The sequence below is a fragment of the Streptomyces sp. NBC_01750 genome, assembly GCF_035918095.1.
Lineage (GTDB): Bacteria > Actinomycetota > Actinomycetes > Streptomycetales > Streptomycetaceae > Streptomyces.
Map to the genome: position 1 here is coordinate 6645365 of NZ_CP109137.1, position 17134 is coordinate 6662498.

Sequence of the window (17134 nt, forward strand, 5' to 3'; positions counted from 1 at the left end):
GCCGTTTTCCTTTGATCCTCTGGAGTCACCCCACCATGCAGAACGCACCTGAGTCTTCGCTGGTCGGGGAGGAGTACGAGGTCGAGGTCGGGCCCGTCGCGCACGGCGGCCACTGCATCGCCCGCACCGAGGAGGGGCGGGTGCTGTTCGTACGGCACACGCTGCCCGGTGAGAAGATCGTGGCCCGTATCACCGAGGGCGAGGAGGACTCCCGCTTCCTCCGCGCCGACGCCGTCAAGATCCTCGAGGCGTCCAAGGACCGCGTCGAGGCGCCGTGCCCGTACTCCGGCCCCGGGAACTGCGGCGGCTGCGACTGGCAGCACGCCAAGCCGGGCGCCCAGCGTCGCCTCAAGGGCGAGGTGATCACCGAGCAGCTGCAGCGGCTCGCGGGCCTCACCCCTGAGGAGGCCGGCTGGGACGGCACGGTCATGCCCGCGGAGGGCGACAAGCTTCCGAAGGGCGAGGTGCCGGCCTGGCGCACGCGCGTGCAGTACGCGATCGACACGGAGGGCCGCGCGGGGCTGCGCAAGCACCGCTCGCACGATGTCCAGCCGATCGATCAGTGCATGATCGCCGCCCCGGGGGTCACCGAGCTCGGCATCGAGAAGCAGGACTGGGCCCAGATGGCCACGGTCGAGGCGATCGCGGCGACGGGATCCAGCGACCGCCAGGTCATTCTCACCCCGCTGCCCGGCGGCAGGCTGCCGCTGGTCGAGCTGGACAAGCCGGTCTCGGTGCTGCGCGTCGACGAGCGCGACGGTGGAGTGCACCGGGTGCACGGCCGCGCCTTCGTCCGGGAGCGCGCCGACGGGCGCACCTACCGCGTCGGCATGGGCGGCTTCTGGCAGGTACATCCGCAGGCCGCGGACACCCTGGTCAAGGCCGTGATGCAGGGGCTGATGCCGCGCAAGGGCGATACGGCGCTCGATCTGTACTGCGGCGTCGGCCTGTTCGCCGGTGCGATCGCCGAACGGGTCGGCGACAGCGGTGCGGTGCTCGGCATCGAGTCCACCAAGCGCGCCGTCGAGGACGCCCGGCACAACCTTCAGGATCTGGAGCGGGTACGGATCGAACACGGCAAGGTCGATCAGATCCTGCCGCGCACCGGCATCACCGAGGCGGACCTGATCGTCCTCGACCCGCCGCGCGCGGGGGCGGGCAAGCAGACGGTGAAGCGCCTGGCAGGCCTGGGTGCGCGGCGTATCGCGTACGTGGCCTGTGACCCGGCGGCGCTCGCGCGCGACCTGGCGTACTTCCGCGAGGGCGGCTACAAGCCGCGCACGCTGCGGGCGTTCGACCTTTTTCCGATGACGCATCACGTGGAGTGCGTGGCGATTCTTGAGCCTGCGGACAAGGGCATCTGACGCGTAAATAGGTCCAGGGCAGGGACTGTTTGGGCAGGACTGGGTGCCGGTGGTCGTTGCGGCCGCCGGGCGCTTGGTCGTGGGTGGCTAGGCTGCGCCTTCGATCGGGTTGAGGGGCACCTTCACGCCGAAGGCTGACGAGGCCGCGGTCCACGTCTGCGACGAGGCGAACCCCCTGAAGGAGGCGCTCATCGAGCTGGCGGGCCATCCGATCCTCGTCGCCCCGGCAGAGTCCGGTGACGCCATCGTCCGCCTGGCCGAGGAGAACGGAATGAGGGCGCAGCGCACGTCGGCCACCCACGTCCAGGTGCGTCATCGAGACGGCGAGCCGATCACCCCGGCTGGGCACGCGACAGTGCTCGTCGAGGGAAGAGAGTGGCTGGTCACCGTGCTCGCACCCGCCATGGAACTAAAATCCGGGGTGTTCGTGCGCCGCAGTGAACGAGGTGTCCGTGCAGCGCTCGAACGGCTTCGCACCATCCGCGTCGTGCAGGCTGACGACGTGGAGATTGCCATCTCCGGGACACCGACCGAACCGTCGTCGACGACGCGTGCGCTGTCGCTGCCGGACGAAGAGCACCCCACGGTGGTCGTATGGAGGAGCGACGAGGGCTGGGACGAGCTGCAGACGGCGACACCCGCCGTCGCGCAGCTGCTGGGCAGGCCGTGGATACAGGACGCATTGAAACTGGTCCTGGTCAAACTCGAGCGGCACTTCAGTAGCCACAGTCCGACACACATCGACGACAGCACCCTCGCGACGGCGCTGGACACGACCGAGGCCAGGTCACCGAGATCAGGCACAATCTCACCAGCGACGTGCAGGACACAGTGAGAGCTCCGCCCGGTGCTGGCATGCCTCGCCGCCGACGACTGGGACGAGGAGGCGGCCCATGTCCTCGGCCGGGCGGCCGGCGAACGCGAACTCGGCGAGATCATCGACCGGTACGCGCCCGGTCTGCCGGTGCCGTCGGTCGACTTGGTGGCCCTGGCCCGCTCTTCCACGACGCCTGCCGAACTCCGTGACGAACTGCGACTCGACTTCCGGCAGTTCAACGACGCGCTCGCCTCGCTCGGGCCCGGGTACTCCCCGTATTCCTACCCCGACTTGCACGAACAGGTCTTCGGCGACTTCGTGCGCGCCCGCTCCGAGGCTGTCCTCGACAGGCTCCGCGAGCGGTACGCCGTCGCCGCGCACCAGGGCGAGGACATCTCCGGCTACGCAGCGGCCCGCGGTCTCCACGACCTGCAGCCGGACCCCGACTGGCTTCCCCGGTTCATCACTCCGTCCGAAGAAGCGATGCGGAGCAGGGTGCAGGAGTGGCTGCGTGCCCACGGAGCCGACGACGACCTTGAGCGGCCCACAGGGCTTCAGCCCGTCGACCGGCTTCGCGCACTCAATGCTTCCGCGCTCGACGAGCTCGTGCCGACGCTGGTCCCCTTGGTGGCCGCATGGTGCCGTCGTCACGCCGTCCAGACACCCGCCGGATGGCACGGGGCGATGCTGCTGGAGTGCAGCCTCATCGACGGAACCGGACTGAGCGACCTGCTGCTGAGCGAGGAACAACTGCTCGACGCAGTGGGACGCGCCGTGGGGTGGCCTGTCGGAATGCCGCACGCCGCGGATCCTGCGCGACTGGGTCTCACTGACAAGGATCTTGCGCAGGCGGCGGCGCCGTCCCAGGCCCCCGGCGGTTCGATCGGCGCCGCCCCGCGCGCGATCACGATCGGAGACAACGAGGTCAGGGTAGGACGCGACCAGTTCTCCACCATCGCGGACATCGCATCGAGGAGCATCGACGAATGCTTCCTCGCCCAGTCCGGCAGAGTGCGCCTCGACACCGTGGCTGGTTTGCCCCAACCGCGACGCAGAGGTGCTTCGCCCGCCAAGCCGCGCATCGTCGTCGCGAAGATGCCCCAGACCAACGAAGACCAGCGGTCCGCCATCGGCCTCGTCGGAGAAGTGGCCGCGCGCGCTTGGCTCCTGCGCCACTACACCGATGTGAGGTGGAGATCGGAGGTCGCCTCCCGATTGCAGGAGCGGGGTATCACTCCCACGGAGATCACCCCGGAAGGGCCGAGGAAGGCCGAGGGGGTCCACATCGGCACCATGTACCGCTTCAAGGGGCTGGAATACCAGCGAATGATCATCGCCGGGGTCTCCGAAGGTCTGGTGCCCCGCTCGTCGGTGGACAACTGGGAACGAACCGACAGTGCCCGCCACAAGCGGGAACTGCAGCGCGCCCGTTCGCTGCTCTTTGTCGCCGTGACGCGCGCCCGGGACGCTCTCGCAATCTCATGGAACGGCGAACCGAGCCGATTCCTCAAACCTCTCGGGACGACGGAGTCGATCTGACGCGCTTGCTGAGCGTGGGCGTCTCGGCACCATCTCGACGACCCATCAGGTCAATTGCGCCCGCGGCGGTCGTGGAGCCGGCGCACAAGGGACGGTTCATCAATCCGGTTGGGCGGGCCGTACTCGCGTTTGTGACCGAGCCGCCTGAACGATCTTCCGTCACGCTGGACTGCCTAACGCTGCAAGCCATCCGCGAGTAGGTCGGCCGACAGGTCCTCTGTTCCCCTGCACCCTGACGGCAGCCGTGTGCGGGTGGGCGAAAATCCGACATCGTACGTGTTGAGGGGGCCGGTCGGGGAGGATGGACCGACGATGACAGCCCAGACTCCCGGCCAGAACTCGGCCGACTACGGTCCCTTCGCCCACCTCACCGTCCCCAACGCCGCCCTCTACCGGCAGGTGATGCGTGCGTTCCTTGCCGCCAAGGAGCGGTTCGCGGTGCATCTGCGGCCGGAGGACGTGTACGCCGCGCTGGACGCGGGGAGCCGGCCGGCCGACGTGGAGGCCGTAGCGAAGGCGCTGGACAGTCTTGTCGCCTGGGGGAATCTGCGGGCCGATCCGGACACCGCCCGGGTGACGGCGGTCGAGGACTTCTACCGGAAGCGGTTCATCTACCAGCTCACGCGGGCCGGTGAGGCGGCCGAGGCGGCGCTGGGGACGTACGACGAGGTGCTGGGACGGCGCGGCGAACTCCAGGCGGTCGCGCTGCACGACATCGTCACGCAGCTGCGGGCTCTGCTGGTGATCGCGTCGGAGGACGAGCCCGACCCGGCCAAGGCATACGTCGCCCTGTCCGTGCTGACGGCGCGCTTCAGCGACCTCGCGGACAACGCCCGTGCCTTCATGGGGTCGCTCCAGCGCACCATCGACTTGCACGACATCGAGGTCGAGGCGTTCCTCGCGTACAAGGACCGGCTGATCCAGTACCTGGAGAGGTTCATCCAGGACCTCATTACGCTCGGCGGGCGGATCGCCCTGCTGATCGGGGAGTTGGAGGATCAGGGACGGGTCGGGCCGCTGCTGCGTCTGGCCGCCGCACGGGAGGCCACCGACGCCGCTCCCGAGGACGCCGAGCACGCGGAGGCGGCGGCGCATGAGAAGTGGGCCGCTCGGTGGTCCGGGCTCGCCCAGTGGTTTGTGTCGGCGGAGGGGCGTGAGTCGCAGGCCAGGCTGCTGCGCGGGCGGGCGCTCGGTTCGATTCCGCAACTGCTGTCCGTAGTACGGCAGTTGAACGAGCGACGGGCCGGGCGATCGGATCGCTCGGCCGACTTCCGCGCGCTGGCGCGCTGGTTCGCTCAGGCGCCCGACGACGCGGCGAGGCACCGGCTGTGGCGGGTGGCGTTCGGGCTGCACCCCTCCCGGCACCTCACCGTCGACGCCGACACCCTCACCGAACGGACGGCTGCGCCGGAACCGGCCTCGACCCCGTGGGGCGAGGCGCGACCGCTGCGGATCAGCCCCCAGCTGCGCCGTACCGGCAGCTACGAGCGGCGCGGCAAGCCGCGCAAGGTGGCCGACCGGGGTGAGGCGAAGCGCAGGCTCGCCGAGATCGCCGCCCGGCAGGCGGAGCAGGCCGGCGCGGCACGGGACCGCCTGGCGACGGGCGGTCCGGTCCGGCTGTCCCGTCTGGGGGAACTCGACCCACTCGCCTTCCAGTTGTTCCTGCGTCTGCTCGGCGATGTGCTCTCCACCTGGCGGCCGGGCATGACGAGCACCGTGGCCACCAGCGGTGACGGCTCGATGGAGATCCGGCTGACCGCGCTCGACGACGGCTCGACGGCCGAAGTGCACACGCCGGACGGGGTGTTCAGCGGCCCCGACCATCTGATCGACATCGTCGACCTCACGGCGGCCGGGGAGCGCGGCGGGCCGTTCGCTGCCCCGGCCCTGCCGATTCCGCAGCCCGCGACCCTGTCCGTCCCACGGCAGGGCACCCCCCTCCGGCCCTCCCGGGCCACCCCACAGCTCACGGAGGACCGATGACCGGCCCCCTGACCGAGGTCCTGGACGGCCAGCGCGAGGCCGGCCTCCAACGGGCCGCGCGAGCCCTGCTGAAGGAGCCGCTGCTCACCGCCGACGGGCCGTACGCCGACGAGTTCCGGCTGGTGCGCCGACACGCCGCCGAACTGGGGGAGTGGTTCGAGCGCAACGTCGGCTGGACGCTGCGCACGGACGCCGACGCCGCACGGCTGCGCAAGACGCCGGGCACCCTCACCAACGCCACGCACCCCGCACGCGAAGCCACCCGGACCGCCCTGCCCTTCACACGCCGCCGCTACGTCCTGCTCTGCCTGACGCTGGCCGCGCTGGAGCGGGGCGAGTCGCAGGTGGCACTCGGACGCCTCGCCGAACAGGTCGTTCTGGCCGCGGCCGATCCCGAACTCGTCGCCGCCGGGATCACGTTCACCCTCGAGCGGCGCGACGAGCGCCTCGACCTCGCAGCCGTCGTACGACTGCTGCTGCGGCTCGGTGTGCTGCGGCGGGTGGCCGGTGACGAGGAGGCATACGTCAGCGGATCGGGGGACGTGCTGTACGACGTGCGGCGGCGCGTGCTGGCCGGGGTGCCGGCGTCCCTGCGTGGCCCCTCCATGATCGAGGCCGAGGGCTTCGAGGAACGCCTGGTGGAGATGACGGCGCAGACCGCGCTCGACAGCGACGAGCTCAGGTTCCGCGCGATCCGCTGGAAGCTGACCCGCCGCCTCCTCGACGACCCGGTGCTCTACTACGACGACCTGACCGACGACGAACTGGCCTACCTCACCCGGCAGCGCGGATTCATCACCGCCCGCATCAGTGAACTGACCGGTCTGGTCGCGGAGGTCCGTGCCGAAGGCATCGCCATGGTCGATCCGATGGACGACCTGACGGACGTACGCATGCCGGAGCAGGGCACACATGGCCACATCACCCTGCTGCTGGCAGGACACCTGGCACGGGCCGACGGACCCGTCGAGCCGACGGAGCTGGCGTCCCGCGTACGAGAGCTGGCCGTGGAACACGGCGGCTTCTGGTCCAAGTCGGCGAGAGAGCCGGGAGCCGAGCCCGAACTCGTGGAGCAGGCCGTGACGAAGCTGGTGGCACTGGGACTCGCCGAGCGCACGGAGCGGGGCGTCGTGCCGCGACCGGCCCTCGCGCGGTACGCGGTCGGTGAGCCCGTCGTCAGGGAACCAGGACCAGCTCGCCATCCTGCCGCGCTGCCGGACACGACCATGAAGGACGAAAGGTGAACCGCGCCTTGACCGCGCTCCCCAGCCCAGCACCCGGCCGGTGGCGGCCCCTGCGCATCGGGCTCGTCGACCTGTTCCACTACGACGTCGAGGAGTTCTGGTTCCGCGACGGCCGTCTGCTGCTGCGCGGCAACAACGGCACCGGCAAGTCGAAGGTGCTCGCCCTCACCCTGCCGTTCCTGCTGGACGGCGACCTCTCCGCCCGACGCGTCGAGCCCGACGGCGACCCGGGCAAGCGGATGGAATGGAACCTGCTCCTGGGTGGCGAACACCCACATCCGGAACGGCTCGGCTACACCTGGATCGAGTTCGGACGGCTCGACGAGACCACGGGTGAGCCGCATTTCCGTACGCTGCTCTGCGGGCTGAAGGCGGTCGCCGGACGCGGCATCGCCCGCCACTGGTTCGCGCTGACGGACCAGCGGATCGGCGCAGGCCTCGACTTGCTGGACGCGACCGGCACGGCTCTGTCCCGGGACCGGCTCGCGGAGGCCGTCGGCAGCCGCGGCATGGTGTACGACACCGCGAAGACGTACCGCAGAGCGGTCGACGAAGCTCTCTTCGGGCTGGGGGAGCGGCGCTACGGCGCGCTCGTAGACCTCCTGATCCAGCTGCGCCAGCCCCAGTTGTCCAAGCGCCCCAACGAAGCCGCCCTGTCCCGGGCGCTGACGGAGGCGCTGCCGCCGATGGACCAGGCGGTCATCGCCGACGCGGCGGAGGCGTTCAGGTCGCTGGACGAGGAGAAGGAGGAGCTGCGGGCGGCCCGCGAGGCCGAGCAGGCCTCGTCGGGGTTCCTCGACCACTACCGGCGCTACGCCCGTATCGCCTCCCGGCGCCGGGCCCGCCTGCCCCGCCGCGAACACGCCCGGTACGAGCACCTCCAGCGTGAACTCCTCAAGGCACAGGGCGACCGCGATCGGGCTGTGGCGGACCGGACGGAGGCCCAGGCGAGGGGCGCCGCACTCGACGAGCGGGCCGCGCGGCTGAGCACCCAGGACGCCGCACTGCGGTCCGGACCCGAGATGCGTGACGCCCGCGCACTCGATCAGGCGGCGGTCGACGCCTCCCGCACGGCAGGAGAACTGACGCGTGCCGAGGCGGACCGGCAGACGGCGGCCGAAGCACACACCCGGGCCCTGGGCCGGCTCGCCACCGCGAGTAATCGGCTCACCGCGGCTCAGGAGACCCTGGACGACATCCAGGGCCGCGTGGCGGAGAGTGCCGCGGCGGCCCGGCTCGACGTCCCCAGGACACAGGGAGCCCCCGATGCGGCCCTGCGCCGGAAAGCGGACGAGGCGACAGCGAGCAGGCGGCGCGCCGTCGAGCATGTGGAGGATCTCGCCACGCGGGGCGAGCGGACCGAGGAGACGCGCAGGGCCGCCCAGCTGCGCGCCGACGAGGCCGACGAGGAGGTCGTGCACAGCAGGGAGCGGCTGGCCGAGGCGGAGGAGAGCGTCGCCGAGGCAGGACGTGTGCTGATCACGGCCGTGAAGGAACATCTCTCCGGGTGCGTGGAACTGCGCGTCCCCGGACTGCCGGGGGTCCTGGACGCGGTTCAGGACTGGGCGAGCAGTCTGGACGGCCCTCACCCGGCACGCGCGGCGGCGGCCGCACCCCATCGCACCGCCGCCTCTCAGCTGGCCGACCGGGCGGCCGGTCTGACCCACCGCGAGGCGGCGAGGGCGGAACGCCGGCGGCTGGCGGCCGAGGAGCTGACCGCCCTCGAATCGGGCGGGGAGCGCGGTCCGTTTGCTCCGTACACGCGCACTCCCGGTGTCCGGGACCGAGGCCTCGGCGCCCCGCTGTGGCGACTCGTCGACTTCCGTCCGCACGTCACCGAGGCCGAACGCGCGGGACTGGAAGCCGCGCTGGAGGCGTCGGGGCTCCTCGACGCCTGGGTACGGCCGGACGGCTCCGCGGTCTCAGCGGACGGCCACGACGTGCTGCTCGACCCCATGGGCACGCGCAGAGGGGGCGGCCTCGACCGCGCGCTGTGCCCGGCGGTCAACCACGCGGACGTGCGGGCCGCCGCCGTGGGGGAAGGGACGGTCGAGCGCCTGCTCGCCTGGATCGGGCTGGCCGGAAAGAACGGCGACAGGTCCGAAGGGCCCTCCTGGGAGGCCGAAGGCAACGACACCTGGGTCTCCACGGACGGGCGTTTCCGCGTTGGCGCGCTGACCGGAAGCTGGGCCAAGGACAGTGCCCAGTACGTGGGAGAAGGAGCGCGGGAACAAGCGCGCCGCGCCCGGATCGGCGAACTGCGCACCGAACTGGACGCGTTGGAGGCGGAGCGGGAGCAGCTGGCCGAGGAACTGGGCGCCGTGGCCGAGCGTCGAGGCGTGCTCGACGCCGAACTCGCGGCGGTACCGGGCGACGACGACCTGCGTCATGCCCACGCACGCGTCACCGCCGCGGCCGACGCGGCTCACCGGGCCCGTACCCGGCAGGACGAGCGGGCCGCAGAACTGGCTCTGGCGGCCGGGAACGCCGACCGTGCGGCGGCCGAGCTCACCGAGACCGCGGCCGCCCTGAACCTCCCCACCGACAGGACGGGACTGGGCTCCGTGCGCCAGGCGCTCGCCGACCACACCGCTTGCCTGGCGGCGCTGTGGCCGGCGCTGCGTGAACGCGCCGAGGCCGAGCACGCGGTCTTCGGTGAGCAGGCGGAGACCGGCCGGGCCGAACTCCGCGTCTTCGAACTCGCGGAGCGCAGGACAGAAGCGGCCCGCCTCGCCGCGGCGGCGGACGAGCGCCTCACGACACTCCGCTCCACCGTCGGAGCAGCCGTCGCCGAACTGCAGCGGCGGCTGGAGGAGACAGAGGCGGCGGTACGCGTCTGCGAGAGCGAACAGCAGCGCGCCCAGGCGGACTTCGGCGACGCGGACCGGCGTGCCAGCCACGCCGAGGGGCGCATCGAGCGGCTCGCAGAGGACGTCACCGAGGCGACCGCCGCGCGTGAACGTGCCATCGTGGCTCTTCAGCGGTACGCCTCGACAGGATTGCTCGCCGTTGCCCTTCCCGACGTCGTCGTACCGGACGACGAGGGAGGGACGTGGGCGGCGACCCCGGCTGTCAACCTCGCTCGCGCCATCGAGTCCCAGCTCTCCTCGGTCGACGACTCGGACGCGGCCTGGGAGCGCGTACAGAAACGGCTGAGCGAGGAGTACGGCAGGCTACAGGACGCGCTGTCCCGGCACGGCCACACCGCCACCGCCCGTCCGAGCGAGGACGGCATGCGGGTCGACATCGTCTACCAGGGCCGTGAACGGGCCGTTCCCGAACTCGCCGACGCCCTCGCCACCGAGGTCGCCGAGCTGACCCGCATCCTGTCCGCGCACGAGCGCGAGATCCTTCAGACCCATCTGATCACCGAGGTCGCCGGCACGCTCCAGGAACTGATCGGTGCCGCCGAACGGCAGGTGCGCGCCATGAACAGGGAACTGGAGGAGCGCCCGACCTCGACCGGAATGAAGTTGCGGCTGGTGTGGCGGGCGTCGCGCCGGGCCCCGCAGGGACTGACACAGGCCCGTGAACGGCTGCGCCAGTCCGCCGACGCGTGGTCGCCACAGGACAGGGCCGCGGTCGGCGCGTTCCTCCAGGAACAGATCGCCCGTCGGCAGGCCGACGACAGCGCCGGCAGCTGGCTGGAGGATCTCACTGCCGCCCTCGACTACCGGGCTTGGCACGAGTTCGGCGTCGAACGTCACCAGCACGGGAAATGGGTACCGGCCACCGGGCCCGCCTCGGGCGGCGAACGGGTCCTGGCGGCGTCCGTGCCTCTCTTCGCCGCGGCGTCCTCCCACTACGCGAGCGCGGGCGGCGCCCACGCCCCACGCCTGGTCACTCTGGACGAGGCGTTCGCCGGCGTGGACGACGACTCGCGCGCCAAGTGCCTCGGCCTGCTGCGCGCCTTCGACCTCGACGTCGTCATGACCAGCGAACGGGAATGGGCCTGCTACCCCCAGGTCCCCGGAATCGCCATCGCACAACTTTCGCGCGTCGACGACATCGCCGCCGTGCTGGTGACCCGGTGGGAGTGGGACGGGAGCGATCGACGGCGTGGCACGGAGCCCGGCGGACAGGCGAGCGCTTCCACAGGGCCCTCTCATGCCGCCGTCTCGGACGGAGCGGCCGCTGGGGCGGACAGGCCGTCAGCCGGGCCGGGACGGACTGCCGTCGCCGACGGCACCGGAGAACAGGAGTCCCTGTGGACGTGAATGCTGCGGTGCCTGCGTCCTCACAGACCGGTCAGCTGCCCGGAACCAGCGGACGGGCGGGGCGGGAGAGGCCGGCGGACACCGTGGAAGCAGTGCCTTCCGCGACACCGCAGAACGGCGAACAGGTCGACGCCGAACGCCTCGGCCGGCTGCTCGGTGATCCCGGCCTGGCCTGGCTCGTGGACCGCGCCCGGCAGCGGATGGCACGCGGCCGACCACTCACCGGCCCCCTCACCCTGTCCCATCCCGACGAATCCCAACGTCGTGCTGCGGAGAGTTTGTTGGGACGCGTACCAAGAGCCGGTCGTTCTCTGACCGTTCGACTCGACACGGTGGATGCGATCCTGCGCCGCTCCGGTGTCAGCCCTGACGGACTGGGGGTCGCCGTGGTGGCACTCACCGGCCCCGTCACCCTGCACGCGGCGACACGGGACAAGGAGGAGCGGGCCTGGGAGGAGGCGTACGCCCCGCTCGGCACCCTCGACGCCGAGCTGGCCGACTGGGCGGAGCGGATCCGCAGGGACGGTCTCGTACGGCGCCTCGCGCGCACACCGGAAGCCGCCGGGCCCCTGGTGGACGCTGCCGTGCGCGCGCTGCGTTCGCTGCCCGTGTCACCCCCGATGTCACGCGCCACGTTCGCGGCGCGAAACCTCGCGGGCGCCCACGCCCTGGACGAGGGGACACCGCTCGCCGCTCTCGTCCTGTCGGGGCTCCGTTCCGTCACGGGCTTCCCTGACGGCGCCGGTGCCGAATGGCGACGGGAAGCATGGGCTTCGGCGGGCCTGCTCAGGGACGACGTGTCATCGACCGTCCTCTCCCTCAACCTGCGGGGCACCCCGTCCCTCGACTGGATGGCCGATACCGGTGAGCCCGCGGTCCTGACGCTGCGTTCCCTCACCCGTCACACGCCAGTCCCCGTCGTCACGACCACGGGAACCGTCCACGTCTGCGAGAACCCGGCCGTCCTGTCCGCCGCCGCCGACACCTTCGGCCGGGCTTGCCCGCCCATGGTGTGTCTCCAGGGACAGCCCTCAGCCGCCGCGCTCACTCTGCTGCGTGGCCTGTCCGCCCAGGGAGCCGGGCTTCTTTACCACGGCGACTTCGACTGGGGCGGCGTGCGCATCGCTACGGCGCTGCGACGAAGTGTCCCGTGGCGGCCATGGCGTTACACAGCCGCTCACTATCGGGCGGCGGCGGCCAGAGTGACCGAGGTCCCGGACCTGACGGGCGCGCCCGCCGCTACTCCGTGGGATCCGGCTCTGGCCGTCGCTCTCGCCGAACGCGGTGTTCGTGTCGAAGAAGAGGTGGTGCTCGACGATTTGCTGTCGGATTTGGAGAGGCAGGCTCATTGAGAAGCGTCCAAGAGCGTCATCGCTCGCCCGTCGCCCTCGCCGCGCACTACGACCCAGTAGGCGACGCGCTCCTCGTCGCCGTGGCGGAACGCCTCAGATGTGGCTTTGGCTATCCGGGTAACGCCCCCAACCGCGCGCCAGCCGCAGGCCGCGCGGCAGCATCAGGGCCCAAGCCCACACAGCCCTTCGGCTGAGAGAGCCGCGAGCCATGAGCATCGGTCACGGCGAGTGTGCCCCCTTCAGCTGCAGGGTCAGAGTCGGAAGGAGCCGTGGAGTTCCGGCGGGCCCGAGAACGAGTTCACCAACCGCAACACCACCTTCATGACCTGGAACCTGATGCACCTCGCCGCCATGCTCAAGCAGGCGGGCGGTATTCCGGCGCACCGCAACCGGCGCGCCGGGTGGGACGCCGACTGCCGCTTCGGCTGCCCGAATCCCGAACACCGCTGAGAAGCGGCGGACGGCCCGGCCGGCGCACCATGAAGTCGTGGACGACGCCGCCTGATCCGTGCCGCAGTCCGCCGAGCATTGGTGCGGTTCGGAAAGACCTCCGCAAGTCCGGTCGTTCGCACGTGTACGACCGGCCCCGCGGTCCGCTGCGGATGATGCCGCCCACGCCGACGTGAGCGCCGGCAGCGACAGCGGGGAGTGCTGTTTCCCCGACCGCAACTGGGCCTCCCGTCGGCAACCACCCGCTCTACGACTGGAGAACCAGGTAACCGTCCGAATAGGGAAGCGCCTTCGCGCGAGGTAGATGCACCAGGAATTCCTCGATCGCAGGAACCCCGTCCTCTCGTGGCACCTTCGCCTTCATGGGCTGGCCGGCCACGTCGATCTCGAGCACGCGCTGAGGGCCGTGGTCCTGGACACCGCGAAGCCTGGCGGTAAAGGTGTTCGGCCCGGGTTCCGTGACGACCTTGACGTACTCGGGCCGGATTCCCACCTGGACCTCGCTGGTGCTCTCCGGGATGTCCCACGCCACGGCAAGGGTCCGGCCTCCGAGGGTGAACTCCTGGTGCGCCCGGTCCAGGGTGAGGAAGTTCATGGCCGGTGATCCGATGAAGTAGCCGACGTATGCTGATGAGGGCGCCTCGAAGAGCTGCTCCGGAGTGCCCTGCTGCATGGCCTGGCCGTCCCTCATGACCAGCACTTCCTGCGCAATGCTCATGGCTTCGTACTGGTCGTGGGTAACGTAGATAACTGTGGGCTGGAACTGCTCGGTGATCTCGCGGATCTTCCGCCTCAAAGAGTGCTTCAGCTGCGGATCGATGACGGTCAGGGGCTCGTCCATCAGCACGGCCGCCACGTCGTCACGGACAAGGCCACGGCCGAGCGAGATCAGCTGCTTGTCGTCCGCGGTGAGCCGCCGGGCGGGCTGCCCCAGCCGGTCGTCCAGGTCCAGCGCCTCGGCCACCTGATGGACCTTGGCATCGATCCTCGCCTTGTCCCACCGGCGGCACTGCAGCGGGAAGGCGAGGTTCTCGTACACGGTCATCGAGTGGTAGATGACGGGGAACTGGAAGACCTGGGCGATGTTGCGCGCCTTCGTCGGCAGAGCCGTGACGTCGACGCCGTCGAACAGGACCTGGCCCTGTGACGGTTTGACCAGCCCGGACAGGATGTTCAGCAGCGTCGTCTTGCCGCAGCCCGACGGCCCCACCAGTGCGTATGTCTTGCCGGCCTCGAAGGTCAGCCTCAGTGGCCTGAGGGCCCACTGCTTCTCTTCGGCACCGGGCGTGTAGCTGTGCCCGACGTCGACGATGTCCAACTGCGCCATCTCAACGCCCTCCCACTGAAACAAGATCGTACGAAGGTGTCCGCACGAGCGAGCCCTTCTCGTCGAAGGCGTACAGCCGCTCGGGGCGTAGCCGGAGCTTCACAAGGTCACCGAGAGCGACGTCATGGATGCCCTCGATCTGTATGACGAACGGAGTCTTGCCGACAGCCGCGTGAACGAAGGTCTCGGAGCCGGAGATCTCCACGAAGGTGACCGCGCCCTCGACACCGGCGGAGGCCAGGCTGACATCCGTTGCCCGCAGGCCGAACTGGTAGGCGCCGTCGGGCAGGTCGGCGAGATGCGCGGATACGTGCGTGGCCTGGAAGCCGGCCACCGTGACCTGACCGCCCTCGATCCGGCCAGGGAAGATGTTCATGGGCGGGTCGTTGATGATGGATGCCACCGTGGTCGTCGCCGGGCGCTCGAAGACCTCCTGTGGGGGGCCGACCTGGAGGATCCGTCCCTCGTGCATGACCAGCACCACGTCACCGAGCATCATCGCCTCGGCGGGCTCGGTCGTCGTATAGACCACTATTGTGTCGCCCTGGTCCGAGAAGAGGGTCTTGAACTCGTCGCGCAGCTGTTCGCGCAGTTTGTAGTCGAGGTTGGCCAGTGGCTCGTCGAGCAGGAGAATTCCCGTGCCGCGTGCGAGGGCGCGCGCCACGGCGACGCGCTGCTGCTGTCCGCCGGAGAGCTGCGACGGCTTGCGCCGCTCGAAGCCGGTCAGGCCGACAAGCGCCAGGCTCTTGCTGACCCGCCGTTGGATCTCGTCCCGTGACAGTCCCTGGCGGCGGAGCGGGAAGGCCACGTTGCCGAACACGCTGAGATGTGGGTAGTTGATGAACTGCTGGTAGACCATGGCGGTGTCGCGCCGCCAGACCGGCGTTCTCAGGAGGTCGGCTCCGTCCCTGGTCAGGGAGCCGGAGTCCACCACCTGCAGCCCGGCCAGGGCCCGCAGCAGCGTCGTCTTTCCCGCCATGGTCCGGCCGATGACAGTGTGGAGCCGTCCCGGTTCAAAGATTGCGGTCACGCTCTTGAGATGGTCGACGCCATCGATGGTCAGGCTCAGATCAGTGGCACTCAGGGTCATCGGACTGCTCCCGACAGGTTGCCTTTTGACAGATAGCGCTCCACCCAGATGGCGAGCAGGACCAGCGGCGCCACACCGAACAGGGCAGCCGCGGACAGGGTCCACCAGGGCGGGATGGACGAGTTGAGGGCGACGACCGCCTGGGGCAGAGTCTGGACCTCGGTGAAGGTCAGCCTGAAGGCGAAGAAGAAGTCGTTCCAGCCGAACACCGCGCAGAACATCGCGGCCACGGTCAGCCCGGGCAGGGAGTTCGGCAGGATCGCCCGCACGAAGGTCTGCAACGGCCCGCATCCGTCGAGCATGGCCATCTCGTCGATCTCACGCGGGATGCCGTTGAAGAAGTCCACCATCACCCACACCGCGATCGGCAGCAGCAGGGCGACCGTCACGATGACCAGTCCCGCGATGCTGTCCAGGAGGCCCGCCCACTGCAGTAGATAGAAGAAAGGGATCACCAGGACGACGGGCGGCATGATCCGTTGTGACACGAAGAAGAAGACGATGTCGCTGTTCTTGATGAAGCCGATCTTGAACCGGTAGCGGGACAACGCGTAGGCGGCCAGGGATCCGAGAACGAGGCTGATGGCCGAGGCGGCGATGGTGACGATGGCACTGTTGATGAAGGGCTGGATCACATCGATGCCACCGGCTCCGCCGAAGATGTTGCGCCAGCCGGTGGCGGTGGGCTGGTACTGGATCCAGGGAAGATATGTGGCGCCGCCCTGCACTGCGTTGGCGTCCTTGAAACTGGTCGTCATGGCCCAGAAGAACGGTCCCGCGACGAAGCAGGCCCACACTGCGATCACGGTGTACTTGAATACGGGGTAAAGGCGCGGCCTCATGAGTGCCCCTTCAGCTTGAGGGCCCTGGTGAGCAAGGCGGCGACAACGGTGAGCGTGACGATCATCAGGACCAGGTAGGTCAGGGACATCGCCCCGCTGTAGCCGGTCTGCTGATCCCGCAGCCCCTGGATGTAGAGGTAGTAGCCCGGAGTCTCCGTGGAGGAGCCCGGTCCACCGGAGGTCAGCACGTAGACGCTGTCGGAGAGCTTGGAGGCCTCGATCAGCCGGATGATGACCGCCGCGACCGACACCGGCGCCATCAGCGGGAAGGTCACCCTCCAAAAGGTGCGCCACACGTCGGCGCCGTCGATCGCGGCGGCCATGAACGGTTCCTTGGGAAGGCTCAGCAGGCCGGCCAGCAGCAGCAGGAACATGAAGGGGGTCCACTGCCAGACCTCGACGGTCATCAGCGCGACCAGCGCCGGCCCGGACTCGGTGAGCCAGGCAACCTTGGTCAGGCCCAGCATCCCGAGTAGATCGTTCAGCGGCCCCAGCGACTCGTGGAAGATCATCTGCCAGATGGCGGCCATCACGACGGGAGTGGTCATCATGGGGACGAGGAACAGCACCCGCCAGAACCTGCGGCCGCGTACATCGCGCCAGACGAGCAGGGCCATGCCGAATCCGATGACGTACTGGATCAGGACGGTGCCGCCGGCCAGCAGGATCAGGCGCATGATCGACGACCAGAAGCGGCTGTCGTGCAGCATCGTGGCGTAGTTGGCCCCTGCGATGAAGTCCATCTGAGGGCTGCTGACGTTCCAGCCGGAGAAGCTCACGCGAATCGTGAACAGAAGGGGGAAGATGATGATCAGTAGGAGTGTGAGCAGTCCTGGGAGCAGGAACATGCTCTTGTGCCGGCGCAGGCCGTACATGGTGCTCCTTGTGGAAAGGGGCGGTCGCCCCCGG

11 protein-coding genes and 1 pseudogene are annotated in these 17134 nt (G+C 69.8%); 8 read left to right on the forward strand and 4 right to left on the reverse strand.

Annotation, left to right across the window (positions count from 1 at the left end; all coding sequences use genetic code 11):
* Positions 1-35: 35 nt before the first annotated feature.
* The 8 genes and pseudogenes from OG966_RS30265 to OG966_RS30300 form a co-directional block, all read left to right on the forward strand.
* On the forward strand, positions 36-1364 hold the full coding sequence (locus tag OG966_RS30265) for a class I SAM-dependent RNA methyltransferase (protein ID WP_326653125.1): 1329 nt from the start codon (positions 36-38) through the stop codon (positions 1362-1364).
* 109 nt (positions 1365-1473) lie between these two features.
* Entirely contained in the window at positions 1474-2199 is a 726-nt protein-coding gene (locus OG966_RS30270) for a hypothetical protein (RefSeq protein ID WP_326653127.1), read from the forward strand.
* 12 nt (positions 2200-2211) lie between these two features.
* Complete coding sequence (locus tag OG966_RS30275; protein ID WP_326653128.1) at positions 2212-3720, forward strand: 3'-5' exonuclease; 1509 nt, start codon at positions 2212-2214, stop codon at positions 3718-3720.
* A gap of 312 nt (positions 3721-4032) precedes the next feature.
* Positions 4033-5703: a TIGR02677 family protein gene (locus OG966_RS30280; RefSeq protein ID WP_326653129.1), complete on the forward strand. Its 1671-nt coding sequence runs from the start codon at positions 4033-4035 to the stop codon at positions 5701-5703.
* Positions 5700-6947, forward strand: coding sequence for a TIGR02678 family protein (locus OG966_RS30285; RefSeq protein ID WP_326653130.1), 1248 nt, complete (start codon positions 5700-5702; stop codon positions 6945-6947). The genes OG966_RS30280 and OG966_RS30285 overlap by 4 nt, the downstream gene beginning before the upstream one ends.
* A complete protein-coding gene (locus tag OG966_RS30290; protein WP_326653131.1) occupies positions 6944-11164 on the forward strand; it encodes a TIGR02680 family protein in 4221 nt (1406 codons plus the stop codon). Before OG966_RS30285 ends, OG966_RS30290 begins: the two co-directional genes overlap by 4 nt.
* 92 nt (positions 11165-11256) lie before the next feature.
* Positions 11257-12516, forward strand: a complete 1260-nt coding sequence (locus OG966_RS30295) for a TIGR02679 family protein (protein WP_326653132.1) — start codon at positions 11257-11259, stop codon at positions 12514-12516.
* A gap of 273 nt (positions 12517-12789) precedes the next feature.
* A pseudogene (locus OG966_RS30300) lies at positions 12790-12966 on the forward strand (flavodoxin family protein); the annotation flags it as partial.
* A gap of 247 nt (positions 12967-13213) precedes the next feature.
* Here OG966_RS30300 and OG966_RS30305 read toward each other — a convergent pair.
* The 4 genes from OG966_RS30305 to OG966_RS30320 are packed head-to-tail and all read right to left on the reverse strand — an operon-like array spanning position 13214 to position 17100.
* The gene (locus tag OG966_RS30305) at positions 13214-14293 is read right to left on the reverse strand and encodes an ABC transporter ATP-binding protein (RefSeq protein WP_326653133.1); all 1080 of its coding nucleotides are present in this window, start codon (positions 14291-14293) and stop codon (positions 13214-13216) included.
* Position 14294: 1 nt separating this feature from the next.
* Entirely contained in the window at positions 14295-15383 is a 1089-nt protein-coding gene (locus OG966_RS30310; protein ID WP_108153093.1) for an ABC transporter ATP-binding protein, read from the reverse strand.
* Positions 15380-16225, reverse strand: coding sequence for a carbohydrate ABC transporter permease (locus OG966_RS30315; protein ID WP_108153094.1), 846 nt, complete (start codon positions 16223-16225; stop codon positions 15380-15382). The genes OG966_RS30310 and OG966_RS30315 overlap by 4 nt, the downstream gene beginning before the upstream one ends.
* Entirely contained in the window at positions 16222-17100 is an 879-nt protein-coding gene (locus OG966_RS30320; protein WP_326653135.1) for a carbohydrate ABC transporter permease, read from the reverse strand. Before OG966_RS30320 ends, OG966_RS30315 begins: the two co-directional genes overlap by 4 nt.
* Positions 17101-17134 lie beyond the last annotated feature (34 nt).